This is a genomic window from Alcanivorax sp. (assembly GCF_040118815.1).
GTDB lineage: Bacteria > Pseudomonadota > Gammaproteobacteria > Pseudomonadales > Alcanivoracaceae > Alcanivorax.
Window position 1 is genome coordinate 715,392 of record NZ_JBEDTC010000015.1, and the last position, 17,970, is coordinate 733,361.

Annotated in this window: 17 protein-coding genes; 8 read left to right on the top strand and 9 right to left on the bottom strand. The window is 59.0% G+C overall.

What is annotated here, in order from left to right:
- Positions 1–35: 35 nt before the first annotated feature.
- From ABNH18_RS12600 to ABNH18_RS12615, 4 genes are all read right to left on the bottom strand, one after another.
- A complete protein-coding gene (locus ABNH18_RS12600) occupies positions 36–1,166 on the bottom strand; it encodes a PepSY-associated TM helix domain-containing protein (protein ID WP_349383146.1) in 1,131 nt (376 codons plus the stop codon).
- A 65-nt stretch (positions 1,167–1,231) separates the two neighbouring features.
- Positions 1,232–3,325: a TonB-dependent receptor gene (locus tag ABNH18_RS12605; RefSeq protein WP_502876787.1), complete on the bottom strand. Its 2,094-nt coding sequence runs from the start codon at positions 3,323–3,325 to the stop codon at positions 1,232–1,234.
- A 109-nt stretch (positions 3,326–3,434) separates the two neighbouring features.
- Positions 3,435–5,579, bottom strand: coding sequence for a dihydrolipoyl dehydrogenase family protein (locus ABNH18_RS12610; protein WP_349383147.1), 2,145 nt, complete (start codon positions 5,577–5,579; stop codon positions 3,435–3,437).
- A gap of 182 nt (positions 5,580–5,761) precedes the next feature.
- Positions 5,762–6,802: a methyltransferase domain-containing protein gene (locus ABNH18_RS12615; protein WP_349383148.1), complete on the bottom strand. Its 1,041-nt coding sequence runs from the start codon at positions 6,800–6,802 to the stop codon at positions 5,762–5,764.
- 238 nt (positions 6,803–7,040) lie between these two features.
- On the opposite strand from ABNH18_RS12615, the gene ABNH18_RS12620 reads away from it, so the two are divergent.
- The 4 genes from ABNH18_RS12620 to ABNH18_RS12635 are packed head-to-tail and all read left to right on the top strand — an operon-like array spanning position 7,041 to position 10,253.
- Positions 7,041–7,817: a phosphate ABC transporter substrate-binding protein gene (locus ABNH18_RS12620; protein ID WP_349383149.1), complete on the top strand. Its 777-nt coding sequence runs from the start codon at positions 7,041–7,043 to the stop codon at positions 7,815–7,817.
- A complete protein-coding gene (gene pstC, locus ABNH18_RS12625) occupies positions 7,786–8,640 on the top strand; it encodes a phosphate ABC transporter permease subunit PstC (RefSeq protein WP_349383150.1) in 855 nt (284 codons plus the stop codon). The genes ABNH18_RS12620 and pstC overlap by 32 nt, the downstream gene beginning before the upstream one ends.
- A complete protein-coding gene (gene pstA / locus ABNH18_RS12630; protein WP_349383151.1) occupies positions 8,633–9,460 on the top strand; it encodes a phosphate ABC transporter permease PstA in 828 nt (275 codons plus the stop codon). The genes pstC and pstA overlap by 8 nt, the downstream gene beginning before the upstream one ends.
- 10 nt (positions 9,461–9,470) lie before the next feature.
- Positions 9,471–10,253: a phosphate ABC transporter ATP-binding protein gene (locus ABNH18_RS12635; protein ID WP_349383152.1), complete on the top strand. Its 783-nt coding sequence runs from the start codon at positions 9,471–9,473 to the stop codon at positions 10,251–10,253.
- A gap of 80 nt (positions 10,254–10,333) precedes the next feature.
- Here the strand turns inward: ABNH18_RS12635 and ABNH18_RS12640 are convergent, their stop codons facing one another.
- From ABNH18_RS12640 to ettA, 5 genes are all read right to left on the bottom strand, one after another.
- Positions 10,334–10,741: a hypothetical protein gene (locus tag ABNH18_RS12640; RefSeq protein WP_349383153.1), complete on the bottom strand. Its 408-nt coding sequence runs from the start codon at positions 10,739–10,741 to the stop codon at positions 10,334–10,336.
- 63 nt (positions 10,742–10,804) lie between these two features.
- A complete protein-coding gene (locus tag ABNH18_RS12645; protein WP_349383154.1) occupies positions 10,805–11,038 on the bottom strand; it encodes an anti-sigma factor family protein in 234 nt (77 codons plus the stop codon).
- Entirely contained in the window at positions 11,032–11,640 is a 609-nt protein-coding gene (locus ABNH18_RS12650) for an RNA polymerase sigma factor (RefSeq protein WP_349383155.1), read from the bottom strand. Before ABNH18_RS12650 ends, ABNH18_RS12645 begins: the two co-directional genes overlap by 7 nt.
- Positions 11,641–11,644: 4 nt before the next feature.
- On the bottom strand, positions 11,645–12,004 hold the full coding sequence (locus tag ABNH18_RS12655) for a PilZ domain-containing protein (RefSeq protein WP_349383156.1): 360 nt from the start codon (positions 12,002–12,004) through the stop codon (positions 11,645–11,647).
- A gap of 65 nt (positions 12,005–12,069) precedes the next feature.
- On the bottom strand, positions 12,070–13,737 hold the full coding sequence (ettA, locus tag ABNH18_RS12660; protein ID WP_349383157.1) for an energy-dependent translational throttle protein EttA: 1,668 nt from the start codon (positions 13,735–13,737) through the stop codon (positions 12,070–12,072).
- Between the two features lie 286 nt (positions 13,738–14,023).
- Here ettA and glyA point away from each other — a divergent pair, with 286 nt between their 5' ends.
- The 4 genes from glyA (at position 14,024) to ABNH18_RS12680 (ending at position 17,851) form a co-directional block, all read left to right on the top strand.
- On the top strand, positions 14,024–15,280 hold the full coding sequence (glyA, locus tag ABNH18_RS12665; protein WP_349383158.1) for a serine hydroxymethyltransferase: 1,257 nt from the start codon (positions 14,024–14,026) through the stop codon (positions 15,278–15,280).
- Between the two features lie 167 nt (positions 15,281–15,447).
- Positions 15,448–15,930 (top strand): transcriptional regulator NrdR, encoded by a 483-nt coding sequence (gene nrdR, locus ABNH18_RS12670; RefSeq protein ID WP_349383159.1) that lies wholly within the window; start codon positions 15,448–15,450, stop codon positions 15,928–15,930.
- Positions 15,927–17,075, top strand: a complete 1,149-nt coding sequence (gene ribD / locus ABNH18_RS12675; protein WP_349383160.1) for a bifunctional diaminohydroxyphosphoribosylaminopyrimidine deaminase/5-amino-6-(5-phosphoribosylamino)uracil reductase RibD — start codon at positions 15,927–15,929, stop codon at positions 17,073–17,075. Before nrdR ends, ribD begins: the two co-directional genes overlap by 4 nt.
- A gap of 110 nt (positions 17,076–17,185) precedes the next feature.
- A complete protein-coding gene (locus ABNH18_RS12680) occupies positions 17,186–17,851 on the top strand; it encodes a riboflavin synthase (RefSeq protein WP_349383161.1) in 666 nt (221 codons plus the stop codon).
- The last annotated feature ends 119 nt before the right edge of the window (positions 17,852–17,970 follow it).

Consider the following 17,970-nt stretch of genomic DNA (forward strand, 5'->3'; position numbering starts at 1 on the left):
CTTGCAATTAAGCATGGAAGGGTGGCAACAGGGCGTCAACGTGCCTGTTGCCGTGCCAGCTTGCGGCGTTGTGCCTGCAGGCGAAGCTGGCGTTTTTGCCACCACATGTAGGTGCCGGTGATAAAGAACAGCAGGGGCGTCAGCCCGCTGATCAGGATGATGATGCGCCCCGGCATGCCCAGGGCATCACCATTGTGGAGCGGGAATTGCCAGGTCATGAACTGGCTTCCGGCCGCTACATTGGGGGCGTCCCATACCGCCAGTACTTCGCCGCTGTACTGGTCTACCCAGATACGGCTGGCGCCGTAATGCTGCCAGGGTTCTCCGTCCCGGTTGAACGCCAGCGAGTAGCTGCCGGTTTCACTGCGGGGAAAATCAAGGCGGATCAACGGTGCCTGTGGAAAAACGGTGCGGGCAATATCCAGTGATTGCTGCGGGGAAATGGAGGACGTGCCCGAGGCGTCCGGTAGCGTTGACGAAGGCGAGGGGCGTTTTTCCAACGGCAGCACGGTATTCACCAGTGCCGCGACCTGGGTCGGAAATATCAGGGTGACCCCGGAAAAGGCGACCACCAGCAGTACCGGGAGAAAATAGATGCCGATGACCTGATGCAGGTCAAAGTGTAATCGGTAGCTGCCGCCGCCCCGTTTAATGGTCAGGTTACGACGCCACTTTCCTTTGCGCTTGCCGGTGGGCCACCACAGGTAAACGCCGGTCAGACAGAAACCGAGCAAGCACAGGCCAAGCACGCCAACCACAATCTCGCCAATTTCGCCGGACAACAGGGTGTAATGCAGGCTGTAGATCCAGGTCATCAGGTAGTCGCCCCAGGTGCGAATCGCAAGGACCTCGCCGGTATAGGGGGAGACGCTGACCTGAATCGGGCCGGGTTCTCCCGGCGGTGCAAAGAAACGCAGGGTGTGCGGGCTGCCCGAATCCTGCGCCGGTTCGAGACGCAAGGCCTTTCGGCCCAGCTCCGCCTCAGCGCTGGCAACGATATCGTTGAAGGGAAGTGTCTTGCTCCCTTCGGTCATCAGTTGCGGATTGAGCGACTCATCCAGCCCTTCATGGAAGACCAGTAAGCTGCCGCTAAGGCCGATAACCACCAGCAGCAGCCCGGTAATCAGGCCGGTGTATTTGTGCAGGGTGAAAAGGGCGTTACGCATGTAAATGTGGGTCCTTAAACCAAACGGGCAGCCAGAGGCTGCCCGTCAGGAAACGACTGTCGAGTTTAGAAGTCCAGACTATACCCCAAGGTGTAGGTGCGACCTCGCCCTTTGAAGTTGTACTCGTCACTGTCACGGGCGGCCTGGGAGTAGTAGGTGAAGTAGTCTTCATCCGTCAGGTTCTCAATGCCCAGATCCAGTTTACCCGCGGGTAGTTTGTAGCTGACCATGGCGTCGATCAGGCTGTAACCGTCAAAGTCCAGATCCGGGTCATCAAAGCCGCGGCTGAAGAAGTGGCTGACTTGCAGGTAGGATGAGACGGTGCGGCTCCAGCCGGCATTCCAGCTCATCTGTACCGTGTCGGGTGCAATGGTCAGGCCGCTCAGTTCGGTATCGACAACGCCGTTGCCATCGGTGTCGGATTCGCCGTCCTCGTGGGAGTAGGAGAGTTTGACGCGGTGGGCGTCGTTAATCTGCATGTGCCCGGACAGTTCCACGCCCTGGATCTCGGTTTTCTCCCGGCTGCCTTCGAAGGTGCCCGTGGTACTGTTGAACGTGAGGCGCTCGCCCAGATCCGAGTTGGACTCGTAGTAGCTCACTTCAAACCCGTAGCGTTCCCAGTTGAAGCGCCCGCCGATTTCCCGGTTGTCGGTGACGATGGGCTGCAGCTGCAGGAGGGTGTCTACATCCTGGCCGGAGGTGTTGATGCCGCGCAAGACCCGGCCCACATCGGGCATACCAAACCCTTCCGAGTAGCTGGCGTAGAGCTGCGCCCAGTTGGTGAGCTGGTATACAAGACCGGCGTTGTAGAGTGTTTCGCTGAAGTCAGGGCTACCGCCTTCCACAACCACGTTGTCATTGACCACGTTGGTCCGGTCGATGGTGGAGTAAGTGTCCACTTTCAGTTTGGCTTTTTCATAGCGGGCACCGGCATTCAGGTTGAGCTTGTCGGTGAGCTTGAAGCGGCCTTGCAGGAAGGGGGCGTAATTGCGGTACTGGGTTTCCGGTACGTAGGTGCGACCGGTGTGCACCAGATCCTGATTGGTTTCATCTTGCAGCAGATCCAGGCCGGTGGTAATCCCCAGGCGGTTGTTGAGCAGGCCGTTACGGGTCAGGGTAAATTTGGCACCGACCTTGTCCGATTCGTTACGGGTCTGGTCGAGCTGATTATTACCGGCACTGTCCACGTAGGGGAAGAACGGGGTAGTGGCAAATTGGGCCCGGAATTGCTGGCCGTACACTTGTACGTCCGCCTTGTTGCCGAACCAGTCTGCATGGCTGTAGGAGAAGCTGGCGGTGGTGACCTTGTTGAAGCCCGGGTCGCCTACCGGGTCGCCCGGTCGCGCTCGGGTGGGGATGCCTTCATCCCGGTTGCCCAGCACAGGAACATAATCCCCTTCACCTTCCAGTTCGAAGTGGTTGAGCATCAGTTCGATGTTCTGGTTATCGTCGATCCAGTAGCCGACCCGGCCCATTACGTCATAGCTGGTAGAGTTCTGCAGTTCACCGGGGTAGGCGATGCCGACTAGCTGGTCATCACCGTCATAAAAAACGCCACGCTTTTGCTGGCTGATGGCGCCCAGATAATCCCAGTCGCCTTTCTGGCCACTGATGCTGTAGTCCACTTTGTGGCCTTGGCCATCGGAATCAAAATCGTCGTCGGAAGTCAGGCTGACGGAGGCTTCCTGATTGATGGTGCCGGTGTCGGCGCGGCGAGTAATGTAATTGATGATACCGCCGGTGGCGCCCAGCCCGTGCTCGGCACTGGCACCATAAATCACTTCGATACGTTCAACCATGGACAGGTCAATGGTATAGCTGTCCCGCGCGCTATCTCGTAGCGGGTTGCTCTGAGGAACGCCGTCAATCATGAATAGCGGCGAACGACCACGGAAGCTTTCGCCGGCATTGGAGAGCTTCTGGCGGCTGGGCGAATAAGAGGGAATCAGGTTGCTGAGCACCTGGCCGGGGTCATTGCTGATGGCCAGTTGTTCTTCAATTTCTTCGCGGCTGATGATAAGAACTTTCTGTGGAGTCTCATCAACGGTGGAGTGAGCACGGGTGGCAGAAACGGTAATCTGGCCCAGCTCATGGGCGCCAGCGGCTTCTTCGGCCAGGGCAAATGGGGAACACGCAAGGGACAATAACGATACAGGCAAGCCAAAACGGCAAAAGCGGAGCACGGCGCTCTCCTTATTAATATCTTCAAGGTAGGACGGCCGTGCACCGTAATGATAATGATAATAATTGTCAATTGTGGCTTTGTGATTAGCGCCGAATGTCGTGAAGCCGCTCCACCCAACGTAACAGCCCTTCAGGCTTGCGGGCTTTTTTCCACTCCCCGGCGGCAAATTTGTTGGCTTCGGCCATGGTTGGGTAGATATGGATGGTGCCGAGGATTTTGTTCAGGCCCAGCTTGTGTTTCATGGCCAGTACGTACTCGGCAATCAGCTCCCCGGCGTGCTGGCCGACAATGGTAACGCCGAGAATCCGGTCGCTACCTGTGGCAGTCAGAACTTTCACAAACCCCTGCTCGGCACTTTCGGCGATGGCCCGGTCCAGGTCGTCGATGCCATAGCGGGTGACCTCGTAATCGATACCCTGCTCGCGGGCTTCCTGTTCATTCAGCCCGACCCGGGCCACCTCGGGATCGGTAAAGGTGCACCAGGGGATCACCCGATAGTCCACTTTGAATTTTTTCGCAAAGCCGAATAGCGCATTGACCGAGGCATACCACGCTTGATGCGAGGCGGTATGGGTGAACTGATAGGGGCCAGCCACATCGCCGCAGGCATAAATATTGGGGAAGCGGCTTTGCAGATGGTCGTTTACGGTGATGGTGCCGTTGTCATCGGTGGGCAATTTTAGCGTCTCCAGCCCCAGCCCATTGGTGTTGGCCTTGCGACCTACAGCCAGTAACAGCGTATCGAATACGATGCGCTTTTCTTGTCCGTCACCGGTGAGATACAGCACTTTGTCACCGTCTTCGCGGGTGAAGCGGACGGTGGTGTGATCGACCAGCACGGTCACGCCACTCTCTTCCAGGGCCTGGGTGACCAGGGCGGCGGCGTCTTCATCTTCGCGGGGCATCAGGCGCGGCCCTTTCTGTATCTGCGTCACCTGGCTGCCCAGACGGGCAAACGTTTGCGACAGCTCACAGCCGATGGGGCCACCACCCAGTACCACAAGGCGGCGGGGTTGTTCTTCAATGTTCCACAGTGTGTCGGAGGTGAGGGCGTCCATGTCCTCGATACCGGGAACCGAGGGAATAAACGGTTGGGCGCCGGTGGCGATAATAATGCTGCGCGCGGTGAGCCGTTCGCAATGATCGCCGTTACGGATCTCTACTTCCCACGGTGAGATAAAAGTGGCTTCACCTTGCCGGCAGTCCACCCCCAGTTCGCTGTAACGCTCCACCGAATCATGTGGCTCAATTTTCTTGATGATGGTGTGGACACGTTCCATCAATGTACGGAAGCGGAAATCATTGCGAATGCTGTCGAAGCCGAATTTTTCCGCCTGCTTTTCATAGAAGGCCACGCGGGCACTCTTGATCAATGCCTTGGACGGCACGCACCCGGTATTCAGGCAGTCGCCACCCATTTTGTGTTTCTCGATCAGGGTCACTTTCGCTTTCACAGTGGCGGCAATGTAAGCGCTGACCAGTCCGCCGGAGCCGGCGCCGATCACAATCAAATTGCGGTCGAACTGTTTGGGCTTTTTCCAGCCTTTGTAGACTTTGCGGGCCTGCAGGCGGCTCATGATGGCCTTGGCGATCCAGGGGAATATGCCCAGCAACACAAAGGCGCCCAATAACTGAGGCGACAGCAAGCCGCCGAGGCTATCGATTTGACCGAGCTGAGTGCCCGCATTCACGTAGACCGCCGTGCCGGCCAGCATGCCCACCTGGCTAACCCAGTAAAAGGTGCGGCCCTTGATGGGGGTGAGGCCCATTACCAGGTTAATGATGAAAAACGGTACGACAGGCACCAGACGCAATGTGAAAAGATAAAACGCGCCTTCTTTTTTGACGCCTTCATTGAGTTTTTTAAGCCGCTCACCGAAACGGTTTTGTACCGCGTCGTGAAACAAAAAGCGGGAAGCCAGAAAGGCCAGGGTGGCACCCGCTGAGGATGCAAATGAGACCATTGCCAGGGCGATCCAGAAACCGAAAAGGGCGCCGGCGGCCAGTGTCATGATGGCGGCACCGGGCAGGCTGAGTGCGGTGACTATGACATAGAGCGTGAAAAACCCACCGAGGATCAGCGCGGGGTTGTCTTGATACAGGGCATCAAACGCGCTTTGTTGCTCCTTGATATAGTCCAGGCTGAAATACTGGCCAAGATCAAAAATAAAGTAGCTGGCAATCAGCGCGGCGAGGATAACAAGTAATAGCGCTTTTTTGATGTTCATTTGGCTTCCTTGATCAGTGTTACGGTGCTGGAGGATCTTGGCCAGAGATCATGCTCGTCGGGCGTTTGAGTTGCGAGTAACGAGTTTCGAAAGGCAAAAACCGGAAGGGTGATCTCGCTTTTGATCTTCGTTACTCGCTTCTCGCGACTTTCTCCTTGGTTTGCAAGAAAACGACTGCGGCTTCAGCAACAACTCGCTGCACTACCTTCCTGGTTGTCTTCGAAAGGCACGTTCAGCCCGCAGCCTTCGAAGATACCGTAGTGGATATCGAAGTTCCCGATAAAGGAAAAGTGCTCGGCAAAGCGACTTTTTTCCAGCATCAGCCAGGTGTTTCCGCACACCGGGAAGACTTTGCCAGCTTCAATAAAATGGTGATCGTCCAGAACAAAGGTGTTGGGGCTGTTTGTCAGGGTGCCTTTGTAGATGACGGCCTGGCCGTAGTCTTCGCAGGCTGGCTCAAGCGCATCGATATTGAACAGCCGGTAGGTGGCGGAATAGAAGCGGATGTTGCCCAGCGCGTTTTCGATGGTTGGGTTCTCGATAGTCAGTGGTCGGGATTCCACCAGACGAGGGTCGGAAAAGCCGCAGCGTTTGCTCAGGTTGATGAAATCATTCCAGTACAGGGCGCCGGACAGACATTCTCCATACAGCACCGGGTCGGTGGCCAGTGAGGCAGGAATGCGGCGGTCTGCATAAACATCGGAAAAAAAGAACTCGCCGCCGGGTTTTAGCAGGCGTTTTACGTCGCTGATGACCTTGGCCTTGTCGGTGCTCAGGTTGATGACACAGTTGGAAATGACGATGTCGAAATAGCCGTCCTGCAAGTCCAGCTGGTCGAGTTCTTCAATATACCCTTTCAGGAAACGCACATTGCTGTTGGCGTAACCAAAAGCGTCACGGTGATAGTCGAGGTGGCGATTGGCTACCGCTAATTGCTCGTCGGTCATGTCCACGCCGACCACTTCGCCGTGCTCCCCGACCAACGCTGACAGCAGATAAACGTCGCGCCCGGAGCCCGACCCGAGATCCAGAATGCGCATGCCTTCCAGTTGCTCCGGCGCGACCAGGCCGCAGCCATAATAGCGGCTGACCACTTCATCATGGAGTTGCGCAAGCAGAGGCTTCAGATGTTCCGGCGGAGCCTGATCACAGCAGGCATTGGTTTGCAGGTCTGCACTGGAATGCAGTTGTTTGCCGTAATAATCCTGCACGTCTTCACGCATTGCTGACTCTCCTGAGTATCAAGCTGTCCGGGTAAGGCTAATAGGATGCAGCAAATCGCTGCAGGTTACAGTGCTGATGGAATGTTTGTTGCGCTTGTGAGTAATGAGACGAATAAGACGCTCATCAATGTAATAGTTGCATGAGTGTTGCATCAAAGTGCCGCAGATAACGTGAAGAATGCGGGCAGCCAGGAAGGAGAAGGCAGTGCAGTTTGGATTGAGGTGGCTGGGAGGGGCTGTGATTGTGCTTTCTCTGGTAGGGTGCGGAGAGTCTGGCAGTACGTTAACCGTTACCGGTTCCAGCACGATTGCGCCGCTGATGGCGGAGTTGGCGGAACGCTATGAAACAGAAACCGGAATACAGGTGGATGTACAAAGTGGTGGGTCCGGGCGAGGCATGGGTGATGTGCGTCAGGGGTTGGCGGATCTAGGCATGGTGAGCCGGGCGCTGAAAGCGGATGAACAGGATCTGGATGGGCACCTGATCGGGCGCGATGGTATTGCGATTATCGTTCATCGCGACAATCCGGTTCGGGCTCTCAAGGATGACCAGATTCGTGCCATCTACACCGGCAAGATGCAGCGCTGGGGCGCTGGATCAATCGAAGGCAGGCCCATTACCGTTGTTCACAAGGCGCAGGGTCGATCCACCCAAGAGCTTTTCCTTGCCTACTTTCAACTGGAAAACAGCCAGGTCCAGCCGGATCGGGTGATTGGTGAAAATCAGCAAGGCATCACGGCGGTGGCGGGGGATCCTTTTGCCATTGGCTATGTGTCCATCGGCACCGCGATTTACGAAGCTGACAGTGGTACGGCTATCCGGTTGCTGCCTCTGGAAGGAAAGCCTGCGTCGTTGGCCGTACTGGCGCAGGGGGATTACCCCCTGGCCCGCGAGTTGAACCTGGTGACCCATGGTGAGATGTCGCAACCGGTGGCCGACTTTCTGGCATTTGTAACCCGTACAGACATGGCGGATGTCTACCATGATTACTACTTCCTCCCTGCCGCTGAGTGATCGCCTGCTGACGCTGGTGCTGCGCCTGTGTGGGTTGCTGGCGGCACTGGTGCTCGGCGGTATTGTGGCGGTGCTGCTGGTGCGGGCGCTGCCGTTTCTGATCAGTGAAGGCGCTGGCATCTGGCAAAGCACCTGGCAGCCGGGGCAGGGCGAATACGGGATGGCGCCGATGATCGCCGGGTCGCTCTTGGTCAGTGTGCTGGCATTGTTGCTGGCGGCTCCGGTGGCGGTCTTGCTGGCCGCCTGGTTGCGTTACTTTGCGCCAGGACTGCGCCGCCCGGTGTTGGTCGGCGTGGAGCTAATGGCGGGCATTCCTTCTGTGGTGTATGGGCTGTGGGGCATGCTGGTGCTGGTGCCCTGGATCAATCAGTGGGTGCCGCCGGGCGCCTCCTGGCTGGCCGGGTCACTGGTGCTGGCGCTGATGATTGTGCCGTTGGCGCTGCTGGTGACGGATGCGGCACTCGGACAGTTGCCGCTGCGTTATCAGCGTGCCGGTGAGGCGCTGGCTTTGTCCCGGGTGGGCATGTTGCGGCGGGTGCTGTTGCCCCGGGCGGCACCTGGGATTGTGGGCGGGGTGGTGTTGCAGTTCGGGCGGGCGTTGGGGGAAACCATGGCGGTGCTGATGGTATGCGGCAACGTGGTGCAATGGCCGGATTCGGTGTTTGCTCCGGTGCGCACGTTGACCGCTAATATCGCCTTGGAGATGGCCTATGCCACCGGTGACCACCGCGTGGCGTTGTTTGCCAGTGGGCTGCTGCTGATCGCCGTGACGGGGTTGTTGTTGATGGCCAGTTGGCGATTGCGAGGAGCATCCCATGACTGACCGCGTGGCCTGGCTGGCCGGGTTGATCCTGCTCGCCCTGGTGATGGTGCCGGTGGCGTTGATGGTGACGTCACTTTGGCTGCAGAGTGTCGACGTGTTGAGTCTGGGGTTTTTGTTGGAGGATCCGGGGCGGGCCGGTCGCAGTGGCGGTATTGCCGCGCTGTTGATCAGCACCGGGTGGATTCTGGGACTGTGCCTGCTGGTGGCGGTGCCGGTGGGGCTGGGCTGCGCGCTGTATCTGAGCGAATCATTGCCGGCGGATAGTCGCCGCGCCCATTGGTTGGGCGGGGTGCTGGACATGCTGGCGGCGGTGCCGTCGATTGTCTACGGATTGTTCGGCTACCAGTTTTTTGCCATCACGCTGGGGTTGGGGTTTTCCATCCTCAGTGGCGCGCTGGCTCTGTCGTTGATGGTCCTGCCGTTGATGATTCGTAGTGCCGAGCAAGCCATGCGAGCCGTGCCAATGGGCTACCGACAGGCGCGGGATGCGCTGGCGCTGAGTCGCTGGGGTTGGGTACGGCGGATCCTGTTGCCTTGCGCGGCGCCGGGTATCGCCGTGGGGATTATTCTTAGTGCCGGGCGGGCGCTTGCGGAAACCGCTGTGCTGCTGTTTACCGCCGGCTATGTGCTGCGCCGCCCCGATTCCGTGTTCGATTCCGGGCGCACCTTGAGTGTGCACATTTACGATTTGGCCATGAATGTGCCCGGTGGCATGCCGCGGGCTGCGGCCACGGCGGTTGTGCTGGTGGCCTTGTTGGTGGTGCTGAATCTGCTGGTGCGTCGCGTGCTGCGCCAGCCCATGACAGAGGCTTTGGTATGAGTGAGCGGCTATGAGTGAGCAACGAACGCACCGGGCGCCGTCGCTGGTGCTGGAATCCGTGTCTGTCAGTTATGGGGAGCAAGTGGCGATCAGTGATGCGTCCTTGCAGGTGAAACCGGGTGAGTTGATGGCGCTGGTGGGCCCTAGTGGCTGCGGCAAGAGCAGCCTGCTGGGAACCATTAATCGCATGAGCGACGGGATCAGCGGTTGCCGGGTGGGTGGCCGAATATGGCTCGATGAGGAGGATATCCGCCAGCGGCGGGATCTGGTGGCTCTGCGCCGGCAGGTGGGGATGGTCTTTCAGCAACCCAATCCGTTCCCGTTATCCATCATCGACAACTTGCTGTTCCCGCTGGCGGAGCACCGGGTTCCCCGAGGCCAGCGCCGTGCCCGTGCCGAACAGGCGCTGCACGATGTGGGCCTGTGGGAGGAAGTGAAAGAGCGTCTGTCACAACCGGCGCTGGGGTTGTCTGGTGGGCAGCAGCAGAGGTTATGCATCGCCCGGGCCCTGGTGCTGGAGCCACGGGTGTTGCTGCTGGATGAGCCTTGTTCCGCACTGGACCCGGTCTCTTCCAGGGTGGTCGAGGCGCTGATCCGCTCGCTGAAAGGGCGGTATACGATTCTGATGGTGACCCATAACCTGGCACAGGCACGGCGCCTGGCGGATAGCGTGACGGTCTGTTGGCTGGAGGGGCAGTGTGGTTGTGTGGTGGAGTCCAACGGCTGCGAACAGGTCTTCGAGAATCCCGCGCATCCGATCACCGCGGCTTATTGTGCGGGGGAGGCAGGCTAGCCTCTGAACCTAGCTTGCGGTAAAGGCTTTCGTCGCATATTGCCTCTGCGCAGTATTATCCTGCGCAGAGGGGCGTGCCTTTATGCTTTGCTTTTGCGGCCATCAATGCTGAGCAGGGTGTCCTGATCGCGCAGCACATAGAGGGCAACGCAGGCGGCCAGCATGGGCCAGGCGGCGAAGAACAGCAGGTGATTGAACGGGTCCAGGTATTGTTGCCAGGAAGAGAGCGTGGAGCCGGCATGCATGAGCAGGATGATGCCGTAGCTGTAGCGGCGCAGGGCGCCGGCAGCAAAGGCTAATACGACGATAAGCTGCAAGCAGGCCAGTACGGTGAGGACGGTGCCGCCGAGCCCTTCCAGACCATAGAATTTGGCGAAAACCTTGCTGGTGTGACCGGGGTTGATGAATTTGTCCAGAGTCCACATCAGCATCACGATGAAGACACCGAGTCGTAGCAAGAGCAATGAGAGAGCGAGTTTGCGTTCCATGGTCTGCCTTGGCGTTGGGAGGTAAGAAGCCGGAATGGCGATTTCAGGCGCGGCTACAGGGCCTTAGCGGTCCTGGGGGATGTTGAGTCTGTCGAGGACTTCCTGGGTACGGGCATCATCGAGGGCATCCGTCTCGCGGGGCAGAGTGCGCAGCAGTGCGCGTAACTGGCGCACATAGCGACGACAGTGGTGACACATTAGGAGGTGCATGCGCATCGCGAGGCGCTCGCGCATGGTCATGGGCGCGCCATCCACGAGGGCGTCCGCTTTTGCGACGAGGTCTTTACATTTCAACATTCGCCTGTCTCCTGAAAATGGTCCACCAACTCAAACAACCTTGCGCGGGCCCGGTGTAACAGCACACGGACGTTGGATGCACTCACATCGAGCATGTTACAGATATCATCGAAATCCATGCCTTGCAGGTCCCGCAACTCCAGCACCAGTCGCTGGTTGTCCGGCATTTTCCCCAGGGTCTTTTCCATGCAGTGGCGCAGTTCGTCGCGGGTGAGCAGGGCATCCGGGCCGCTCAGATCCCAGTGCTGTGGCGGGTGGTCCCAGTGCCCGCCGTCACGAAAACGGTGGGCAAGGGCATCCTGCTCATCGGTGGGATCAAACTGAATTTCCCTGCCGCCCTTGCGCAGCATCATGCGTGCCTGGTTGATGACGATACGAGTGAGCCAGGTGCGCAGCAGGCTGCGGCCTTCGAATTTGCTGATGGCGCGGTGTGCGGCAATCCAGCCATCCTGCACTGCTTCTTCGGCATCGGCGGATGACAGCATGCTGCGGGCCGTGGCCAGCAGCATGTTGTGGTGGGCTTTGACCAGTTGACCAAAGGCTGCCTGGTCTCCCTGGCGCAGGCGTTCAATGAATTCCGGGCTTTCCAGGGTTGGGTCCAAGGTGTCAGGCCTCCGGTGTCAGCAGGGTGGCGGGGTCATCTTCACCGTCGTCGCCCTGATGCAGCATGACAATGCGGCGTAAGTGCTGCATGTCATCCACGCAAGGGCGATCGAACATGATGCCGATATCCTGGTCTTGCTGGCGTTGCACTTTTGCCGGAAGGATCAGCGTGATATCGGAATCTTCCAGTGTAATGGTCAGGATGACCGGGGACCCAGCCGGCAGCGTGAGCGGTGGGCTGATGTTGAGTCGTGCGCCCATGACGGAAATGTCGTCCAGTGACACGGGGTGGTTATCCTGCTGGAAAACCAAGGTGGCTTCCCCGTCGAAGTCCACCCGATTGGCCCGCCGTCTTTCGTTCATGCTGTCGTCCCTGTTGCGTCCCCGTGCCGGCACGCCTTTCCTGTGCCGGCATTATCCTGCTCGAATCAGACTTCGATCCGCTTGTACTTCATGCGTTTGGGCTGCAGGGCTGCATCGCCCAACTGCTTGCGTTTGTATTCTTCGTACTCGGTGTAAGAGCCTTCGAACCACTCCACTCGGGCATCCCCTTCGAAAGAGAGGATGTGGGTGGCGACGCGGTCCAGGAACCAGCGATCGTGCGAAATCACGATGGCGCAGCCGGGGAAGGCCAATAGGGCTTCTTCCAATGCGCGCAGGGTTTCCACGTCCAGATCGTTGGTCGGTTCATCGAGCAGCAGCACGTTGGCGCCTTGCTTGAGCAGCTTGGCCAGGTGCAGACGGTTACGCTCACCGCCAGATAGGTCGCCGACGCGCTTCTGTTGGTCGCCACCCTTGAAGTTGAACCGGCCCAGATAGGCGCGGCTGGGAACTTCATAGTTGCCGATGCGCAGAATGTCGTTGCCGTCGGACACTTCTTCCCAGACGCTCTTGTTGCTGTCCAGGTCTTCGCGGCTCTGGTCCACGTAGGCCATCTGCACGGTGTCACCGGTGACAATTTCGCCGCTGTCCGGGGTTTCCTGGCCGGCCAGCATGCGGAACAGAGTGGTTTTACCCGCGCCGTTGGGGCCGATGATGCCGACGATGGCGCCACGGGGAATCTGGAAATCCAGATCTTCGTACAGAAGCTTGTGGTCGAATTGCTTGGCCACATTCTTGATTTCGAACACTTGCTCGCCCAGGCGCTCACCCGGTGGGATGTACAGTTCCTGGGTTTCGTTGCGCTTCTGGAACTCCTGGCTGGCCAGTTCTTCGAACGCTGATACACGGGCCTTGTTCTTGGCGCGGCGGCCTTTCGGGTTCTGGCGTACCCATTCCAGTTCTTTTTCCACCGTCTTGCGGTGGGCAGATTCGCTTTTCGCTTCCTGCTCCAGACGCTGTTCTTTCTGCTCCAGCCAAGACGAGTAGTTGCCCTGCCAGGGAATGCCTTCGCCGCGATCCAGTTCCAGAATCCACTCGCAGGAGTTGTCGAGGAAGTAGCGATCGTGGGTTACCGCCACTACGGTGCCGGGGAATTCGTGCAGGAAACGCTCCAGCCAGGCCACGGATTCTGCATCCAGATGGTTAGTGGGCTCATCCAACAGCAGCATGTCCGGCGCGCTCATTACCAGCCGGCACAGGGCCACACGGCGACGCTCACCCCCGGACAGAGTTTTCACGCTGGCCTCCCAGGGCGGCAGGCGCAGGGCGTCGGCGGCGATTTCCAGTTTGCGCTCAAGGTTGTGCGCATCGCTGGCTTCGATGATGTCTTCAAGCTTGGCCTGTTCGGCGGCCAGCTTGTCGAAATCCGCGTCTTCCGCCGCATAGGCTTCGTAGACTTCTTCCAGGCGCTGCTGGGCGTTACGGATATCCGCCACGGCTTCTTCGACGATCTCGCGGACATTCTTTTCCGGATCCAGCTCCGGCTCCTGGGGCAGGTAGCCGATATTGGTGCCCGGCTGCGGCCGTGCTTCACCTAAATAGTCGTTGTCCACGCCGGCCATGATGCGCAGCAGTGTGGATTTACCCGAGCCGTTCAGGCCCAGCACGCCGATCTTGGCGCCAGGGAAGAACGACAGGGAGATGTTCTTCAGGATGTGCTTCTTGGGCGGGACAACCTTGCCCACCTTATCCATGGTGAAAATGTACTGGCTCATAAACTCCGACCGCAGTCTGTATTAATGTGCGGGGCGCGCGGTGCAGGCTGGCTGCAGGCCCCGGCAGAGGGTTCTTTGATTGGCGCCTAAGCTAACGGAAAGCGGCCGTGAGTGAAAGTGCGGGCCCTTGATGGGGCGACTTGAGGCGCAATGAGGGCCAGAAAACCGGTGTCAGCAGCGATGAGACGACCGGCAGGTTTCCATGAGCGGACTTCAAGTGCCATTGGTGTCGGTTTTGGTTAGAATACGCGCCCCTGAATCCACCAATGACTCCGTAGGGTAGCCCATGTTCCCGAAATCCATGTCCATCGCCGAGTTTGACCCGGAAATCCAGGCCGCTATCAAGGCTGAGGAAGTCCGCCAGGAAGAGCACATCGAGCTGATCGCCTCTGAAAACTATGCCTCGCCAAGGGTCATGGAAGCCCAGGGCTCCGTGCTGACCAACAAGTACGCCGAAGGCTACCCCGGCAAGCGTTACTATGGTGGCTGCGAGAATGTGGACGTGGTCGAGCAGCTGGCCATCGATCGGGCCTGTGAACTGTTCGGTGCCGATTGGGCCAACGTGCAGCCGCATTCCGGTTCCCAGGCCAATGGTGCGGTTTACATGGCCATGCTGAAAGCCGGCGACACCGTGCTGGGCATGAGCCTGGACGCAGGGGGCCACCTGACCCACGGTGCCAAGCCGAACTTCTCCGGCAAGACCTACAACGCTATCCAGTATGGTCTGGACAACGAAACTGGCCTGATCGATTACGATCAGGTGGCGTCCCTGGCCCGTGAGCACAAGCCGAAAATGATCGTGGCGGGTTTCTCTGCCTACTCTCAAATTGTGGATTGGCAGCGTTTCCGTGACATCGCCGACGAAGTGGGCGCGATTCTGCTGGTAGACATGGCCCACGTTGCCGGTCTGGTTGCCGCAGGCGTTTACCCGAGCCCGGTGGGTATTGCCGACATCACTACCACCACCACCCACAAGACCCTGGGTGGCCCCCGTGGCGGCTTGATTATGGGCAAGGCCAGTGAAGAGATTCAGAAGAAGATTAATTCTGCCGTATTCCCCGGTGGCCAGGGTGGCCCGCTGGAGCACGTGATTGCCGCCAAGGCGATCTGCTTCAAAGAAGCCATGCAGGGTGACTTCAAAGGTTACCAGCAGCAGGTAGTGAAGAACGCCCAGGCCATGGCCGGTGTGTTCATTGAGCGCGGTTTTGATGTGGTGTCCAACGGTACTGAAAACCACCTGTTCCTGCTCAGCCTGATCAAGCAGGACATCACCGGTAAAGATGCCGACGCGGCCCTGGGCAGCGCCAATATCACCGTGAACAAGAACGCCGTGCCTAACGATCCGCGTTCTCCGTTCGTGACCTCCGGCCTGCGCATCGGCTCCCCCTCCATCACCCGTCGTGGCTTTGATGAAGCCGACGCCAAGGCGCTGGCGGGCTGGATCTGTGACATCCTCGACAACATGGGTGACGAGTCCGTGATCGAGAGCGTTAAAGGCAAGGTGAAGGAAATTTGTGCTCGCCTGCCGGTTTACGAGCGTTGAGCTGAAAGTGGCAAGTTGAAAGTTGCAACGCGGGTTATGCCGCAGTGAATTTCAGCCGGAGAAGCCGCGTACCCGAGAGGGGCGCGGCTTCGTCGTTTCCGTAGTCATGGCGTGTAGCCCTTTTCAACTTTACACTTTCAACGTGAAACTGATCTTCGGAGTTCCCCATGTACTGCCCATTTTGTTCCGCCCAGGACACCAAGGTGATCGACTCCCGTTTGGTTGCGGATGGGGTGCAGATTCGTCGCCGTCGTGAGTGTTTGAGTTGTACTGAGCGCTTTACCACTTTCGAGACGGCGGAACTGGTGATGCCGCGGCTGGTAAAGACCGACGGTACCCGCCAGCCATTCGATGAAGCGAAGCTACGCGCGGGCATGCTGCGGGCGCTGGAGAAGCGGCCAGTGAGCATGGAGGACCTTGAGGCAGCCATTAGTCGTATTTGTCACCGCCTGCGTGCCACCGGCGAGCGGGAGCTACCGGCCCGGGAGCTGGGTGAGTTCGTGATGGAAGAGCTGCAGCAGCTGGACGATGTGGCCTATGTGCGTTTTGCCTCGGTGTACCGAAGCTTCCAGGATATTTCTGAATTTTCTGCCGAAGTGGACCGCCTGAAGAAAGCCGGCGGCAAAGTGGATGACCTGAAAGAATCATGAGTTTTTCTGCCGCCGATCATCAATATATGAGCCGCGCGCTGCAATTGGCGCGCCATGGCCTGTACACCACGGATCCCAATCCGCGGGTGGGCTGTGTACTGGTGCGCGATGGCTCGGTGGTGGGCGAAGGGTTTCATGCCCGGGCCGGTGAGCCCCATGCCGAGCGCCATGCGTTGGCGGCGGCTGGCGATCAGGCCAAGGGGGCGACAGCCTATGTCACCCTGGAGCCTTGCTCCCATACTGGCCGTACCGGCCCTTGCGCCGATGCGCTGGTGGGTGCCGGGGTGGCGCGGGTGGTGGTTGCCATGGAAGACCCGAATCCGCAGGTAGCGGGGCAGGGGCTGCAACGGTTGTCGGAGGCCGGCATTGCGGTGGCGTCGGGGTTGCTGGAAACCCAGGCTCGTGCGCTGAATCCGGGGTTTATTGCCCGGATGACCCGTCAGCGGCCTTATATTCGTATCAAGATTGCCGCCAGTGTGGATGGCCGCACGGCCATGGCCAGCGGCGAATCCCAGTGGATCACGGGCCCTGCCGCGCGGGAAGACGTGCAGCGCCTGCGTGCGCGTAGCTCGGCGGTTATTACCGGCGTGGGGACGGTGCTGGCGGACCGGCCTTCCTATACGGTGCGCCCGGGACAGTGGGCCTTGGCGGATTATCACGGTAACCAGGATGATTGCAGCCAAGCGCGCCGCGATTGGGTGCGCCAGCCATTGCGGATAATTCTGGACAGAACCTTGCGTACGCCCCCGGATGTACCGGTGGTGAGTGCGCCGGGGCACTGCCTGCTGGTGGCGGGGGAGCAACATCCGGGGCGCCAGAATGCGCTGGAGTCAGCCGGGGCTGAGGTGATGCATCTGCCGGCCTCTGGCTCCGGGATCGACTTGCAGCAGTTGTTAATCGAATTGAACCGGCGCGAATGTAACGAAGTGCTGGTAGAATGTGGCGCCACGCTGGCCGGGGCCTTTGTCCGTGAGGGCCTGTTCGACGAAATTCTCGTCTATATGGCGCCAGCCCTGTTGGGGTCGTCAGCCCGCCCGCTATTGGGGCTGCCGCAGTTGGCCAGCATGAGCGAGAAAGTGGCGTTGAAATGGCAGGATGTGCGCCAAATTGGCGATGACCTGCGCCTGACGCTTACGCCAGCGTGATGGATTTTCACCGTAGGAGCGGCGCTTGAGCCGCGAAGCGCTTCGGTAAGGCTCTCCAGCCGGCTTCGCGGCTCAAGCGCCGCTCCTACGGTCTGAATAACGAGGTTTTCATGTTTACCGGCATTATCGAATCCATGGGCAAGGTGGCCGCCATGACGCCGAAAGGCGGCGATGTGACCTTGCTGATCAAGAGCGAAGGCCTGGATTTTACCGATGTGCAGCTGGGCGATTCCATTGCGGTGAACGGCGTCTGCCTCACCGCCACCGCGTTGCCCGGTGGCGCCTTTGAAGCGGATGTGTCCGGGGAAACCCTGTCGTTGACCTCGCTGGCGCAAATCAGTGTGGGCAGTACGGTAAACCTGGAAAAAGCCCTGACGCCGTCTTCCCGGCTGGGTGGCCATCTGGTCAGCGGCCATGTGGATGGGTTGGGTAAGATTGTCGAGATGAAGCAGGATGCCCGCTCGGTGCGTATCGATATCGAGGCGCCGGCGGAACTGGCCAAATATATTGCCCACAAGGGCTCAATCACCGTCGATGGCATCAGCCTGACGGTGAACAGTGTGGCCGGGGCGGTGTTTTCCCTGAACATTATTCCGCACACCCAGGAGGTGACCACCATCGGCCAGTGGAAGGTGGGGACGCCAGTGAACCTGGAAGTTGATATCATAGCCCGCTATCTGGAACGTCTACTCATGGGAGAGAAGGCCGCCGAGCCCACTTCCGAGGGTATTTCCATGGCGTTCCTGGCGGAAAACGGGTTTTTGAAAGGCAGTTGAAAGTTCAAAGTTTAAAGTTAAAACGCGAGACAGAATGAGTGCGTATGTCTGGCGTCGCAGTCGCGTATCAGGGTATGCGCGGGCATGGCACGGCTAAACAGTTGAGTTTATCCGCGCTT